Annotated in this window: 15 protein-coding genes and 1 tRNA gene; 6 read left to right on the forward strand and 10 right to left on the reverse strand. The window is 46.6% G+C overall.

Going from position 1 to position 14,510, the window contains the following annotated elements:
• Positions 1-39: 39 nt before the first annotated feature.
• The 5 genes from argH to IRJ25_RS05905 all read right to left on the reverse strand — a co-directional run bounded on the left by argH (position 40) and on the right by IRJ25_RS05905 (position 6,181).
• Positions 40-1,428, reverse strand: a complete 1,389-nt coding sequence (gene argH / locus IRJ25_RS05885) for an argininosuccinate lyase (RefSeq protein WP_269317896.1) — start codon at positions 1,426-1,428, stop codon at positions 40-42.
• Entirely contained in the window at positions 1,421-2,635 is a 1,215-nt protein-coding gene (locus IRJ25_RS05890; RefSeq protein WP_269318242.1) for an argininosuccinate synthase, read from the reverse strand. Before IRJ25_RS05890 ends, argH begins: the two co-directional genes overlap by 8 nt.
• 124 nt (positions 2,636-2,759) lie before the next feature.
• Positions 2,760-3,902, reverse strand: coding sequence for a CapA family protein (locus tag IRJ25_RS05895; RefSeq protein WP_214781294.1), 1,143 nt, complete (start codon positions 3,900-3,902; stop codon positions 2,760-2,762).
• A gap of 113 nt (positions 3,903-4,015) precedes the next feature.
• On the reverse strand, positions 4,016-5,503 hold the full coding sequence (gene putP, locus IRJ25_RS05900) for a sodium/proline symporter PutP (RefSeq protein WP_047795263.1): 1,488 nt from the start codon (positions 5,501-5,503) through the stop codon (positions 4,016-4,018).
• A 120-nt stretch (positions 5,504-5,623) separates the two neighbouring features.
• Positions 5,624-6,181: a DNA-3-methyladenine glycosylase I gene (locus IRJ25_RS05905; protein ID WP_078146999.1), complete on the reverse strand. Its 558-nt coding sequence runs from the start codon at positions 6,179-6,181 to the stop codon at positions 5,624-5,626.
• Between the two features lie 89 nt (positions 6,182-6,270).
• On the opposite strand from IRJ25_RS05905, the gene IRJ25_RS05910 reads away from it, so the two are divergent.
• On the forward strand, positions 6,271-6,888 hold the full coding sequence (locus IRJ25_RS05910) for a DedA family protein (RefSeq protein WP_269317897.1): 618 nt from the start codon (positions 6,271-6,273) through the stop codon (positions 6,886-6,888).
• Between the two features lie 39 nt (positions 6,889-6,927).
• Here the strand turns inward: IRJ25_RS05910 and IRJ25_RS05915 are convergent, their stop codons facing one another.
• Both IRJ25_RS05915 and IRJ25_RS05920 read right to left on the reverse strand, forming a co-directional pair.
• Positions 6,928-8,097: a cation:proton antiporter gene (locus IRJ25_RS05915; protein WP_269317898.1), complete on the reverse strand. Its 1,170-nt coding sequence runs from the start codon at positions 8,095-8,097 to the stop codon at positions 6,928-6,930.
• Positions 8,098-8,122: 25 nt separating this feature from the next.
• On the reverse strand, positions 8,123-8,548 hold the full coding sequence (locus tag IRJ25_RS05920) for a GNAT family N-acetyltransferase (protein WP_269317899.1): 426 nt from the start codon (positions 8,546-8,548) through the stop codon (positions 8,123-8,125).
• Between the two features lie 115 nt (positions 8,549-8,663).
• Here IRJ25_RS05920 and IRJ25_RS05925 point away from each other — a divergent pair, with 115 nt between their 5' ends.
• From IRJ25_RS05925 to IRJ25_RS05945, 5 genes are all read left to right on the forward strand, one after another.
• A complete protein-coding gene (locus IRJ25_RS05925) occupies positions 8,664-9,209 on the forward strand; it encodes a glycerol-3-phosphate responsive antiterminator (protein WP_269317900.1) in 546 nt (181 codons plus the stop codon).
• Positions 9,210-9,248: 39 nt separating this feature from the next.
• Complete coding sequence (locus IRJ25_RS05930) at positions 9,249-9,953, forward strand: SDR family NAD(P)-dependent oxidoreductase (protein ID WP_269317901.1); 705 nt, start codon at positions 9,249-9,251, stop codon at positions 9,951-9,953.
• A gap of 100 nt (positions 9,954-10,053) precedes the next feature.
• Positions 10,054-10,902 carry an HD domain-containing protein gene (locus tag IRJ25_RS05935; protein ID WP_269317902.1) on the forward strand — a complete coding sequence of 283 codons (849 nt, stop codon included), beginning with the start codon at positions 10,054-10,056 and terminating at the stop codon, positions 10,900-10,902.
• 187 nt (positions 10,903-11,089) lie between these two features.
• Positions 11,090-12,079, forward strand: a complete 990-nt coding sequence (locus IRJ25_RS05940) for a sodium:calcium antiporter (RefSeq protein ID WP_031423558.1) — start codon at positions 11,090-11,092, stop codon at positions 12,077-12,079.
• 90 nt (positions 12,080-12,169) lie between these two features.
• On the forward strand, positions 12,170-13,231 hold the full coding sequence (locus tag IRJ25_RS05945; protein ID WP_269317903.1) for a bifunctional glycosyltransferase family 2/GtrA family protein: 1,062 nt from the start codon (positions 12,170-12,172) through the stop codon (positions 13,229-13,231).
• Between the two features lie 23 nt (positions 13,232-13,254).
• Here IRJ25_RS05945 and IRJ25_RS05950 read toward each other — a convergent pair whose 3' ends face one another.
• From IRJ25_RS05950 to IRJ25_RS05960, 3 genes are all read right to left on the reverse strand, one after another.
• Positions 13,255-13,821 carry a 3'-5' exonuclease gene (locus IRJ25_RS05950; RefSeq protein ID WP_012726407.1) on the reverse strand — a complete coding sequence of 189 codons (567 nt, stop codon included), beginning with the start codon at positions 13,819-13,821 and terminating at the stop codon, positions 13,255-13,257.
• A gap of 61 nt (positions 13,822-13,882) precedes the next feature.
• Complete coding sequence (locus IRJ25_RS05955; protein ID WP_012726406.1) at positions 13,883-14,215, reverse strand: four-helix bundle copper-binding protein; 333 nt, start codon at positions 14,213-14,215, stop codon at positions 13,883-13,885.
• A gap of 112 nt (positions 14,216-14,327) precedes the next feature.
• Positions 14,328-14,400 (reverse strand) — tRNA-Ala (locus IRJ25_RS05960).
• Positions 14,401-14,510: the final 110 nt, after the last annotated feature.

Here is a 14,510-nt window from a genome sequence, read left to right on the forward strand (position 1 = left end):
AAGGACCCGTCACAGATTAACGTGACGGGTGAGTGACGATTAAGAATAGGTCATCGTGCTCATGCATACTGAGGCTTCTTTCAATTGTTCACGGACGGCATCGAATCCTGTTCCACCGTAACTGTTTCGGCGTGCGACTGCCTGTTCAGGGGTCAAGGCATGATACACATCCTCTTGAATCAATTCAGAGTACGTTTGGTACACCGTGATTGGAAGCTCGCGTAAATACAATCGCTCATCCACGCAATATTTGACGAGTTTTCCAGTCACCTCGTGCGCCTCACGGAACGGTAACCCTTTTGCCGTCAAATAATCGGCGAGTTCGGTCGCATTAGAAAAATCGCGCTCGGTCGCTTGTTTCATGACGTCCGGGTGGAACGTCAGTTCATTCATCATCCCCGCCATGATACTGAGCGAGCCTTGAACGGTCTTGACCGTATCGAACATCCCTTCTTTATCTTCCTGTAAGTCTTTATTGTAAGCGAGTGGAAGTCCTTTCATGATCGTCAACAAGCCCATCAAGTTTCCAATCACTCGACCCGATTTTCCACGGACGAGTTCGGCCATGTCAGGGTTTTTCTTTTGTGGCATCATGCTCGAACCGGTAGAGAACGTATCCGACACTGTAATGAAGCGATACTCTTCGCTTGCCCAAAGAATCAATTCTTCACAGAAGCGGGAGAGGTGCATCATAAGCATTGATGCATTTGAAAGAAACTCGAGTATGAAGTCACGATCGCTAACGGCATCGAGGCTATTCGGGTAAACCCGATTGAATCCAAGTAATTCAGCTGAACGGGAACGGTCAATCGGAAACGTTGTCCCGGCTAAGGCTCCTGCGCCAAGAGGAGACCAATCAATCCGCTTCAAGCTGTCCGTAAACCGCTTCTTATCACGCTCTAGCATCCAGAAATAGGCGAGTAAGTGATGGGCCAGCGAGATCGGTTGTGCACGTTGAAGGTGCGTATAGCCAGGCATGATTGTCTCTACGTTTTCTGAAGCGTGAGCATGCAATTCACGCTGAAGTGATTCAATCAATTGAATCACTTCTTTCACACGTTCTTTCAAGTAAAGATGCATGTCCGTCGCGACTTGATCGTTTCGGCTACGTGCCGTATGCATCTTCCCTGCAACCGGTCCGATCGCTTCATGAAGCAGAGCTTCTAAGTTCATATGGATATCTTCGTGATACACCTCGAATTTCAATTCATCCGCGAGTGCTTTTTGCTTAAGTTGTTGTAATCCATCAAGGATTTGAGTGACTTCTTCTTTTAAGAGGATGCCCTGGTCACCTAACATCGTCACGTGAGCCATGCTACCTTCTAAATCCTCAAGGACGAGTTGAGCGTCAAATTCAATCGATGCACCGAATGCATCGACCCAATCGCTCGCCGTCTTCTCGAAACGGCCTCCCCATAATTTACTCATTGACGAACGCTCCCTTTTCCATCAACACCTCTGATTGAACTTTTGTTGGAAGACCCCATAACTTGATGAATCCGACAGCTGCTTGCTGATCGAACGTATCTGCTGACGTATAGGTCGCAAGTTCCTCATCATAAAGCGAGATTGGCGACTTCCGTCCGTCGACGATGGCTTGTCCTTTAAACAGTTTCATGCGAACCGTTCCTGTGACGGTCGCTTGTGTCTCATCGATAAAGGCAAGAAGTGCTTTTGTGAGCGGTGAATACCAAAGTCCGTTGTAGATCGTTTCCGTCAATTTTTGTTCGACAATCGGTTTGAAATGCGCCACTTCACGAACGAGTGTCAAGGCTTCAAGAGCTTTATGTGCAGTGATTAATGTCATGGCGCCAGGTGCCTCATACACCTCGCGTGATTTGATACCGACGACCCGGTTCTCGATGTGGTCAATCTTCCCGACGCCGTGGGCACCCGCGACGATATTGAGCTCTTTTAAGATATCGGTGAACGATTGGCTCTTCCCGTCAATAGCGACCGGAACTCCGTTCTTGAATTCAATTTCAAGAAAAGTCGGTTCATGCGGTGTATCCTCCAGTGCTGCTGTTAACTCATATGCGCTTGCCGGAGGTGATGCCCAAGGATCTTCCAAAATGCCGCATTCGATGGCGCGTCCCCAGATGTTCTGATCGATTGAGAATGGCTCTTCTTGAACGATTGGAATCGGAATTTGATGTTTTGCCGCATACGCGATTTCTTCCTCACGTGACCATTTCCATTCCCGAACCGGTGCGACGATTTCTAGTGAAGGATCGAGTGCATGAATGGACACTTCAAAACGTACTTGGTCATTTCCTTTCCCGGTACATCCATGAGCCACGGCGACGGCGCCTTCGGCCTGTGCGACCTCGACCAATTTTTTCGAGATGAGGGGGCGTGATAGTGCCGAAACGAGTGGATATACGCCTTCATATAATGTATGGGCCTGTATCGAATAGCGAGCGAACTCGTTGACGAACTCGTCGACCGCATCGATGACGATTGATTTTTTCGCTCCAACTTTCATCGCTTTTTGTTGGATCTTTTCTAAGTCTTTTCCTTCCCCGACGTTCAAACAGACTGCAATCACATCATAACCTTGTTCGTCCAACCATTTAATCGCAACCGATGTGTCAAGACCACCTGAGTAAGCCAATACGAGTTTCTGTTTCAAAATATGAACACCCCTTATGAATAATTATTAATCTTTATTTATAAATATACAACTCAGTGTAAGGGATAAGATGTCGTGTGGCAACCCTTTTTTGAAAATAAAAAGACCACGAGTGATTTCGTGGTCGTCATTGTTCGATTTTGAGTTGGGGTAACCATTGCGACATATGGTTGCTAACAGGGGAAAGAAGTTCAGGACGAGCAGCCTTTAACGGGACGACCTCATAATGTCCATCAGATGATTTTTGCGTAAAGGTTGGATAGAACATCGGATTTTTCAATTCAAAAGTCGATTGGTCATCTTCGATTGTCTTGACCACATCAATCCCGATGATGCCGCCCGTGTTTCGTTCATCTCCTTGTTGTCCGGAAAGGAAATTACCGAGCGAGTAGATGACAAATGTTTGATTGCCATGAACTCCTTCTAGCATGGTCGGGGGTTGCAGCACGTGAGGGTGGTGACCGATGATGATGTCGACTCCGAGGTCTGCTAACGATTGGGCGAGCTCAGTTTGACTCTCATTCGGTAACGGCTCGTATTCCGTACCGAAATGGAGGGAGACGACCGTCATGTCAGTCGACTGTTCCGCCTTCTCGATCTCTGGTTGCATCTGTGCAAGGTCGATATAATTTACGTGATAAGGCTGCTTCGGCACGACTCCATTCGTCCCATACGTGTATGCGAGGAAGGAAAAAGAAATATCGTTGGCCGTCAACGTACGAATATTCGCTTTGTCCTCAGCCGATAGGAAGGAGCCTGTATAAGGCATTCCGATTGCGTTCCAATGGTCAATCGAATTTTCAATAGCTCGGACGCCACGGTCGAGCGTATGATTATTCGCTGTCGTGACCAAATCGATTCCTGCCCGTTGTAAGGCATCTCCAATTTCAAAAGGACTGTTAAATGCCGGGTAGCTCGAAAGTCCGATTTCACTCCCGCCAATCATGCTCTCTTGGTTGGCGATTGATAGATCGGCGCGACTCAATATTGGAGAGATCTGTTCGAATGCAGTATCAAATTCATACCCTTCATCAGTACGAGCTGCGTTGTATACCGAATCATGTAGAAGGATGTCGCCGATTGCATAGAGGGAGGCCGTCGTGACAATCGGTTCCGGTTCGGCAGGCGGCATTTCTTCAGGTACCTCGACAATCGGTTCTTCGACTTCTTCTGGTATTTCTTGATTCGTTACCGGAGTCGTACCACAAGCAATTAATAAAACAAAGCTAGACAGGAAGGTAAGACGAGAGACGATCTTGATTGGTTTCATCCCGATTCTCCTTTTCACGACAGATTCGTACGATAACCCTAAAATTCGTCGATAATTAAGAAAAATCCTGCCTAAATAAATAAAGACAGGTCGTTTTTGACCTGTCATGAGAATTATTTGATATGTTCTTTGACCATGTCTTGCATTTGGTCAAACTCACGTTGAATGACCTCATTTGGTGGCGGTGTCACCAAACTCACGATATAGATGGCAAGTGCCGACAGGAAGAATGCTGGAATCATTTCATACAATGTCCCAAACGTTCCGAAAAGAGAAGCGGCATAGTTCTTCCATAGAATGACGACAAAGGCTCCAGTCAACATTCCAGCAAGCGCGCCTTGACGCGTCGTTCGTTTCCAAAACAGACTGAACAAGATGAGCGGACCAAATGATGAACCAAACCCTGCCCAAGCATAACCGACAAGGTTTAAGATGGTGTCGTCTGCATCGAGTGCAAGAATGATTGAAATGACGGATACGAGAATGACCGTAATCCGACCGACCATGACGAGTTCACGGTCACCCGCCTCCTTACGGAAGAACTTCTGATAAAAGTCTGTCGTCGCGGCACTCGACGAGACGAGCAATTGAGAGGAGATGGTCGACATGATGGCGGCGAGAAGAGCAGCCAACAATACACCAGTGACCAAATCCGGGAATAATAAGTCAGATAGGTTGATAAAGACGTTCTCCGGATTATCGATGGTGAGGCCTTGTTGTGTGTAATAGGCGAGACCGAACAATCCGGTCGCCATCGCCCCGACAACGGTGAAGACCATCCATGAGATCCCGATTCGACGTGCCGTCTTAATGTCCTCGAGCTTTCCGATTGCCATAAAACGGACGATGATGTGTGGCTGGCCGAAATAGCCAAGTCCCCACGCAAATAGCGAAATGATTCCGATGAGTGATTGCCCTGTCCACGGGTCAAGTAACGCTTCATCAATATTTCGTACCGTGTCTAAAGCGTTTGATACCCCATCAGTTGCCATAATGGCGATGGCAGGTACAAAAATAAGGGCGAACAGCATGATCAATCCTTGAACAAAATCTGTCCAGCTGACTGCTAAAAATCCACCGATAAATGTGTACAAAATAATGATAGAAGCGAGAATGACAACTCCTGTTACAAACTCAATGTCGAAGACGGCATTGAATAGGCGACCGCCGGCGACGAATCCGCTTGTCGCATACAGTGTGAAAAAGATTAACGTGACAGCAGCTGAAAATGAGCGCAACACGCCTTTTGTGTCTTTAAATCGCTTCTCAAAGAAGTCTGGGATTGTGATCGCATCATCCGATATGTATGAATAAATGCGTAATCTCGGTGCGACCAATAACCAGTTCAAATAGGCGCCGATTGTCAACCCGATGACAATCCAACCACTTGAAATCCCTGACGCATACATGGCACCAGGCAATCCCATTAAGAGCCATCCACTCATGTCTGATGCACCGGCAGATAAGGCGGCGACCCCGGGACCAAGCGCCCGACCACCTAACATATAATCTCCGATACTGCTTGTTCTCCGATACGCGATGATCCCAAGCAAGACCATCAGTGCCATGTACACGACAATGGACACTAAAATTCCGTTCATCAACATCCCCCCGAAAGATAAAAAATATGAATACGCTTTCAGTGATAAAGTATCACTTTGTCAAAATATTGTCACAACAAGTGGGGAAATGTAAAGATATTTTTGAGAGCTGGTCTTAAGTTATCGGAACGTGCAAGAGGTGAGGTGGTCATTGACAAGACCCGTCGCTTGTAGATGGGCATAAACCGTTGTCGGTCCTAAAAACTTAAAGCCGCGTCGTTTCAGATCTTTACTCAATCGTTCAGAAAGTTCCGTCGTCGCAGGAACATCTTCAAGACGGTTCCATGCATTCAGGATCGGTGCATCGTTGACGAATGACCAGATGTACGAATCAAATGAGCCAAACTCTTCCTGTAGTTTGATGAACTGCTTCGCATTATTGATCGACGCCTCGATTTTTCGTCGATTTCGCACGATCCCGCTATCGGCTAGGAGTCTCTCCACATCCTCATCCGTAAAGCTAGCAACTCGCTGCACTTCGAAGTCGGCATAAGCCAATCGATAATTTTCACGCTTTCTCAAGATGGTGATCCAACTGAGTCCTGCTTGCGCACTCTCGAGTGTCAGACATTCAAAGTGCTTTTGGTCATCGTGAACGGGCTTTCCCCATTCCTCGTCATGGTAACGGACGTAAAGTGGATCCGTCCCGCACCAAGGACACCGTACTGTCTCTTCCATTTCAATCAGCTCCTTTCTTTGAGTGTAGCATGTCCTTACGATTATATAGCAAAATGGACGGGTATAGAGGGGAGAATGGAGGAAGAGACATGAGTGACTGGATGATTTCTGTGATTGAACAGTACGGCTACATAGGGATTGCATTCATGATTTTTATTGAAAATGTGTTTCCACCGATCCCTTCTGAAGTCGTCTTACTCTTTGGTGGTTTTTTTGCTGTAAAGACGAACTTGTCCATCACGCTCGTCATCGTGGCATCGACAGTCGGAGCCATATTAGGAGCCGTATTATTATACGGCCTCGGACTATTGTTTGATGTCGAGCAGATCGAAAAATGGACGAAGAAATATGGGAAGTGGTTACGACTTGATCTGAATGATGTAAAAAAAGCGGATGCGTGGTTCGACCGGTACGGGGGCTGGATGGTCTTCTTTGGACGTTTGATGCCGGTCGTTCGAAGCCTAATCTCGATTCCTGCAGGGATGTCAAACATGCCATTCGTGAAATTTCTACTGCTCAGTACGGCTGGAACAGCCTTATGGAATACCATTCTCATCTTCATCGGGATGAAAGTCGGCGAGAACTGGCAAGATATCCTCTCATACCTCGATGCCTATTCCTACGCGATCTATGGGCTGCTGTTCATCGGCGTCATCATTTATATCGTATGGCGTAAAAAGCGGCACAACAAAATAGCAAAAGACTAATGCACAAAGTAGGCGGACCCAGCATATGGGTCCGCCAATTTATTCTTCTTTTTTCTCGTCCGGTAAGACTTTCGTGAGGGTTTTCTCCGTTTTTTCTGCCAAGTACTCTGAGAAACGGAACAGAATGATTCCGACAATGGCTGACACAAAAATATAGAGACCGACAAACAAGTTGATGGCCCCGTTCGAAAGGGCGGTAAATAAAATAGAGAACTCCCCACGTGGCGCGAGTGAGAACCCGGCTTCATTGGCTTGAACACGCGTCAAGCCATAGATTCTGCCCCCGACACGTCCGACAATCCATTTTGATAATACCCCCCACACAATCAAGACGAAGAAGAGCGCATTCACGATGACACCTTTCTCGAGGTTGATCGAGATACCGAACGAGATGAAAAAGATCGGCAAGAATAAATCTCGGACGGGTACGGTCAAACGTTTCAGCGGTCTCACGTCGTGGATATCTGCGAGCATGATCCCGGCGATGAATGCTCCTAAAATCTCAGATAATCCAAACACCATCCCAATCCCCGCGAAAAGGAGAATGAGTCCGATCAGACCGATACTCGCATCATCTTGTCGCAACAAGTGCTTCGAAAACTTTTGTTGTTTGGATACGAAGCTCGAACCAATGAACAAGAGTACGCCAAATATCAGAAATCCTGCGAACACTTTGCCGATATCGGACATCGCAACCGGTTCTTCTTGAATGATGAAAGGGGCAACCGTCAATAGGAGAGGGGCAAAAATATCCTCAAAGATGAGTAATGCGAGCACAAACTCTTTAATATCTTCATGTTTTTCGGAATGCCGCTCAAGCAGTTTCGCAGAGATGGAGGAGCTCGTCGCATATAAGACGGCCCCGATTAAAAAGGCGCGAGGGAAATCGAGACCAAATGCTAAAGCAATCCCAAACGATACCCCGAATGACAGAATGATATCGAGTATTCCCGCCTTCCATACTTTCCGCATGCGCTTCCAAAGTTCACGTAGTGGAAACTTCAGACCGAGTAGGAAAAATAACAGAATGATTCCGATCTCTCCCGCGACTTTAAAGACTTCATTCCCATCCCAGAAAAACCCGACCCCGACCCCGATTGCGATAAACGCTAAAATACTTGGGAAGAATAATCGTTCAATCAGGAGACTGAGGACAGAGATGAGGGTGAGCGCCAACCCGAGCAACACGATGATGTTTAACCCATCCATACGTCATCTCCTCTCACGACCCCAATTAGCTTTCTCTTTGATTCCATTGATACTCCATTCCTACGGATTCAGGTCGTGAGTAATCAAAACCGAACTGTCGATACAATCCATCGGCTGGAATATCTGCGATTAAGCTGATGATGGCCGTCTCATCGGCTTCTTGTAAGATCCATTCCATCAAATGCTCCATGATTAATTTTCCGAGTCCAAGCCCCTGGCATTCCGGATCTACGACGATATCTACTAAATGGAATACCATCCCGCCGTCACCGACGACGCGTCCCATTCCGACAATCTCATCATTTAAGTATAAACAAATACCATACAGTGTATTTTGAAGCCCCTTCACCGTACCTCGATCAGAACGTCGTGGCATCCCCGCCTTCACGCGTAACGCTTGATGTTGTTCTGGAGTCGGTGTTTCGACTTTTACAGTTACTTCATTGACCATACTCAAATCCCCCTCTACACAAGTTGATTTTACTTTCCCGATATATTGAATGAGTAAACCTTGATTTATAAAATCGGCTATCTGCATAATGAGAAGGAGACAGGGGGAATAGTTGATGATCAATGGTCAATCCATCTTACCGGCGATACGGGACATGCGGGATTTGGAGCGGTTTTTATCGAGTGATTTCGAATTAGGGGTGTTATTAGAGATTCATATGAGCCGATTGGACTCCATCTTCAGATTATTGGGGAAGCATGATAAAAAAGTGTTCATCCATATGGATTTGATTCAAGGTATGAAGGCGGACGAGTATGCGACAGAATATGTCTGCCAGACGTTCAAACCGTTCGGCATCATCTCGACGAAAGGAAACGTCATCGTCAAAGCAAAGCAAAATGATGTGGTCACTGTGCAGCGTCTATTTTTAATTGATTCCACCTCATTAGAGAAAAGTATCAAACACATTGAACGTTCGAAACCGGACTATATCGAAGTCTTACCAGGTATTGTGCCGAAGTATATTCAACGCGTAAAGGAGGAGACGGGAATACCCGTTTTCGCAGGTGGGCTGATTGAAACAAAGGAGGAAGTCCAAGCGGCACTTGATGCGGGAGCGAGTGTGATCACGACTTCAAATCGAAAACTATGGTCCGACTAATCGAGATTTGGGTATACAGTCTTTTAGGAGGGATGAATGATGAAAGACGTGATGATTGTAACAGGGGTCAGTCAAGGAATTGGTTATGCGATTGCTCAAGCTTTCGTAAATCAGTATGAAGTGATCGGGCTAGACATTGGAGATGACCCGGACATTAAAGGATTACGCTTTTATCAAGTGGACCTTGGGGACACGTCTGAACTTAAGCGTGTCTTTAACGATATTCACAACGAATTTGGTCGAGCCCATGTGTTGATCAATAACGGAGGGATCGCTTCGCTGGTCAAGCCGATTGAAGAGCTTGAGATTGACACGTTCAAGCGAGTCATCGATGTCAATTTAGTCGGGACATTTAGTTGTGCGAAATACTTTTTACAACTGAATCAAGATGAGTCATATGGAAGAATCGTTAACATGGCCTCGACACGTGCCTTCCAGAACGAACCGCATTGGGATGCGTATGGTGCATCTAAAGGAGGCATCGTCGGTTTGACCCATTCACTTGCCATCTCATTAGGCGGCCGCCCTGTGACGGTGAATGCAATCAGTCCAGGATGGATTCATACGTCTGATGAGTCGTTACGTGAGATTGATCATGAGCAACACCCATCGGGACGTGTCGGTGAACCGGAAGATATCGTCCGCGCTGTGAGGTACTTGATTGATCGTCAGAACAGTTTTGTGAACGGGCATAATCTTGTCGTTGATGGAGGAATGACGAAAAAAATGATTTATGAAGAATAATGTGACCATATACCTAAAATTGGGATGTTTTTAGGTTATATGTGCCTAATTCCGGGTAATGAATAGGAGAGTTTTTATCCGGAAGAAGGAGGATGGCGACATGAACCCGCTCGTAGAAGAGGCGTTACGTTTTTCGTCTATTCGTCACGGAGGACAGTTCCGAAAAGGTTCATCCATACCATATTTGTCACACTCATTCTCGGTCGCCATGCTTCTTGAGTCCGATCATCAAGCACCGGCAGTCGTGGCGGCAGGATTGCTTCACGATATGATTGAGGACACGAAGACGGACCCACAAGAAATCTTATCAAAATTCGGATCTGACGTGCACAGGCTCGTTCTCGCGGTCTCGGAAAAAAATCGTGACAAGTCGTGGGAACAACGGAAACGAATGACACTTCAGCAGGTGAAATCACTACAATTTGATGAAGTCGCACTTCTCGTGGCGGATAAGCTACATAATCTCCGTTCCATCCGTTATGATCTTGAGATGGAAGGGATGAAGGTGTGGCAACGTTTTAAACGACCGCTGCGAGACCAATCATGGTATTATCATGAATTACTATCAGCATTTGAACCGTTTCGGAGTTCGACAGACCTAATCGGTTTGTATGAACAAGAACTCCATCTATTGTTTTACGGCGAGAAAAATTCAAAAGATCGAAAAGTGGCAAGGCTCCTTGAATCGATGCTGACCCATTTCGTCGAAGACGAATGGTTGCAAGAATCGGCACCACTATGTCAAACGGCATATGAGTTAAAGGAGATTGTCAGGCGAGATACGATTGATGAAGTAGAGATTGTGTGCTTCCGACAGCGACTTCACGAAGCGGGTTGGACCACGCCATTGTCACCCGAGAAGCTCGCGGGGATGCAAGAACTCGCATATCGGACGGCTCTCGAGCCACAAGAACTTCTCGCACTCATACGTCGCTCGATTGTCAACTAGTTCTCTTCATGCTATAGTCAAAGGGAAGATAAAAAGGGGAGTAGCGACCACAATCGTGGTCGATGGGTCGTCATTACAGTGCGTGCGCACTCGGTCCATCGAGCTTTTACAAGTCCGCAAGACCTTTTTATGGGCGTTTTTGTCGTCCATAAAAAGGTCTTTTTTGTTTACCCAAGGAGGAGAAAAAATGGTATTTGTTTATTTCTTACTGGCTGCGGCCATCACCGTCTATGCCGCAATCAAATTATCGACGTACGCCGACGTCATGACTGAAAAGTCGAAAATGGGCGGGATGCTTGTCGGTACGGTTTTATTGGCAGGAGCGACTTCGCTCCCGGAAGTGACAACAAGTATATCGGCTGTCATGATTGACAACCCAGACATCGCCATCGGAAACATGCTCGGAAGTAACCTATTCAATATCTTTATCTTAGCGATGTTCGACCTATACTTCCGACAGAAGCAATTGTTCAACTATGCGAGTCGGGACCACCTGTACACGGCCGGACTTGGGTTACTCTTGACCGTCACGACGTTGATTGCTTTGATCGTTCGCGTCGATATGACGTTTATCGGAATCGGAGTCGACGCGCTCTTGATTGCGATTCTATACGGTATCGGAATCTACTATATCGGGAAACAACCGACAGAGCCGGTCGCGGAGCATGAAGTCGAAGAAGAAGTGGTCGTCGGTAAATATGAAGAGATCACGCTGAAACGTGCGGTCTTTGGATTCATCATCGCTGCAATCGTAATCATGGCGGCAGGAACAGCCCTTTCCATCACAGGTGATCAAATTGCCGTTGTCACAGGACTCGGTTCTAGTTTTGTCGGTAGCTTCTTGATTGCGGCATCGACGTCACTCCCGGAAGCGGTCGCTGTGTTCATGGCGCTCAAACTACGTAATGTCAACTTGGCATTCGGTTCGATTCTCGGCTCGAATATCTTCAACATGTTGATTATCGCCATGTCAGATGTCTTCTATCGGAATGGATCGATTCTCGCAGATGTCTCGACGTCACACCTCGTATCTGCGGTCGGGATCACCATCCTATCGATCCTCGTCATGTATAGTGTGCTAAGACAAAATGTCACGTCGAAGGTACGTTATGTGATTCCTTCGTTACTCGTTGTCGTTGTCTATTTCGTTTCGTCTTACTTGATCTTTATCGGGTGAATACATGCATCAGCCTTAGGGCTGATGTTTTTTTTATTGGGAATGCGAATTCATTGCTTCGGGTATAGAGGAATTGAAGGAGGGGTGGCGATGCAGATGCATGAAGTGGAAACACGCCAAGCGTATTCGATTTTGATTCCGGCCTATAACCCTGATGAGGCACTCGTCACACTCGTGGAGAAGTTGAGGGCGAGTGGGTTTTCGAACATCATTGTGGTCAATGACGGTAGTGACGAATCGTCGGTAGGCACATTTGATAAGATTGCATCATTTGTCGACCAAGTGTTAACGCACGAACAGAATCAAGGGAAGGGAGCAGCAATCAAGACGGGGTTACGGTATGTGGTGGACACATATCCGGATAAAACGGGGGTCATCACGGTCGATGCCGACGGGCAGCACTTGCCGCAAGATGTCGTCAGCGTCTATGAGGAAGGGTTGAATAAACCACATCATCTCATCATGGGATGTCGAGATTTTAGCGGAGATGCGATTCCGTTCCGGAGCCGATTCGGCAATCAGGCGACACGGCTCGTGATGTTGATTGGGAGCGGGCTGAAGTTAAAAGACACGCAGACGGGACTTCGAGCCATCCCGATGCGATATGCACGACAACTGATTGACATTCCTGGAAATCGATATGAGTTCGAGATGAATATGCTCACGTTCACGAAACGATTGCAGGTCCCGATTCAACAAACGACCATCGAGACCGTATATGAGAATGAAAATGATTCATCCCATTTTAGACCGATTCTCGACTCGATTTTAATTTATCGGATGTTTTTGATGTATTCGTTATCCTCTGTCGCCTCGTTCCTTGTCGACGTAGGGATGTATGCGCTCTTTATTTATTTATTATCCCCATACTTCGATACGGCTCACGTCGTCATCGCGACGGTCATCGCTCGAATCATTTCCTCTCTCTTCAATTATCTCGTTAATCGAAAAGTAGTCTTCGATTCGAAGGCGCGGCGGTCTCTTCCGAAATATTTTAGTCTCGTCGTGCTTCAAATGGCCGTTTCAGCACTCCTTGTTTATCTCTTGTTTCTCTTGCTCAGACAAGGCGAGGTCATCCTAAAAGTAGTCGTCGATAGTTTTCTCTTTTTCGTCAGTTATTATGTCCAGAAGAGATGGATTTTCAAAAAATAACCGGTCATGATTGCATGACCGGTTTAATATGCGAGCGTTCCTGTTTTCACGGACGTATAGCGATGTAATTCTTTTGGGCTTGTGATGCCGGTTTTTTGCATCATGTCTCGCATAAGTAGCGCGCATACGCGAGCATCTTCCGCAGCATCATGATGAATAAACGGCACGTTCAAGTGTTCTGCCATCGTGTTCAACTTATGGTTCGGGAGTCCTGGATACAGTTTACGTGACAGTTTGACGGTGCAACCGTACTCGATTGTCGGGAAATCGAATAGATCATATTTCACAATCGCCTTTCTCAAGGCACCCATGTCAAATGAAGCGTTATGTGCGATGACGAGGTCCACTTCCCGTAAAATCGGGTAAAGAGAGGAAAGTACTTCCGGTAATGCCGGTGCATCCCACACGTCACTCGGACGAATGCCATGGACGCGGATGTTACCCATATCAAAGTCTTCCTCCGGATTGACGAGTCGCTGGTCGGTTTCGACCACATCACCATTTTGAAGGATGCTCCATCCGACAGAACAGATGCTGCGACTATCACGGTTAGCGGTCTCCACGTCAAGTGCGAGAATGGTATGGTTCATAGTTTACCTTCTTTCGTAAGCAATAAAAAAAGTCTAACAGAAAGTTAGACGAATGTCGTGCTTAAGCGGCAACAAGTGTTCGGCAAGCTTCCGCACAACGCTCACATGCTTTGGCACAGGCTTGACAATGGTCATGCTGATGGCGTCCGCATTCAACCGCACACGTATCACAGACTTGGGCGCATAAAGCAACGATTGGTTTTGAAAAGGCTGAATCTGTTTCTAAGGCATTTAAAGCTAAAGTACAAATGTCTGAGCATTCTCGAGTCAGGCGGATGCATTCGGTGAACATGTGTAAATCCTCTTCTTGCAAACTTTTTGAGAAGCAGTGGTTGCATGCGCGCATGCATTCGATCACGCTCGTCAATGTTTCTTCTACAGATGTACGTTCCATCAAAATTCCCCCTTATATGAAAAAGTCTAACTATCATTACCCGTTCAGAAAGAGGTTGAATCGCACCATACCAATAAAAAAGCCACACCTCATTCGAGATGTGACCAATTAATGGAGCATAGGGGGCTCGAACCCCTGACCTCTACGCTGCCAGCGTAGCGCTCTCCCAGCTGAGCTAATGCCCCGTTCGAAATCATTATATCATCGTAGTATTCGACATGGCAATTCCCTTTTTGAATTTAGGTTTATAAAATTGGAGACGTGGGAATTTCATGTTAGACGTTATATTAAGAAA

This window comes from Exiguobacterium sp. KJ 601, assembly GCF_027161185.1.
GTDB classification, from domain to species: domain Bacteria; phylum Bacillota; class Bacilli; order Exiguobacteriales; family Exiguobacteriaceae; genus Exiguobacterium; species Exiguobacterium profundum.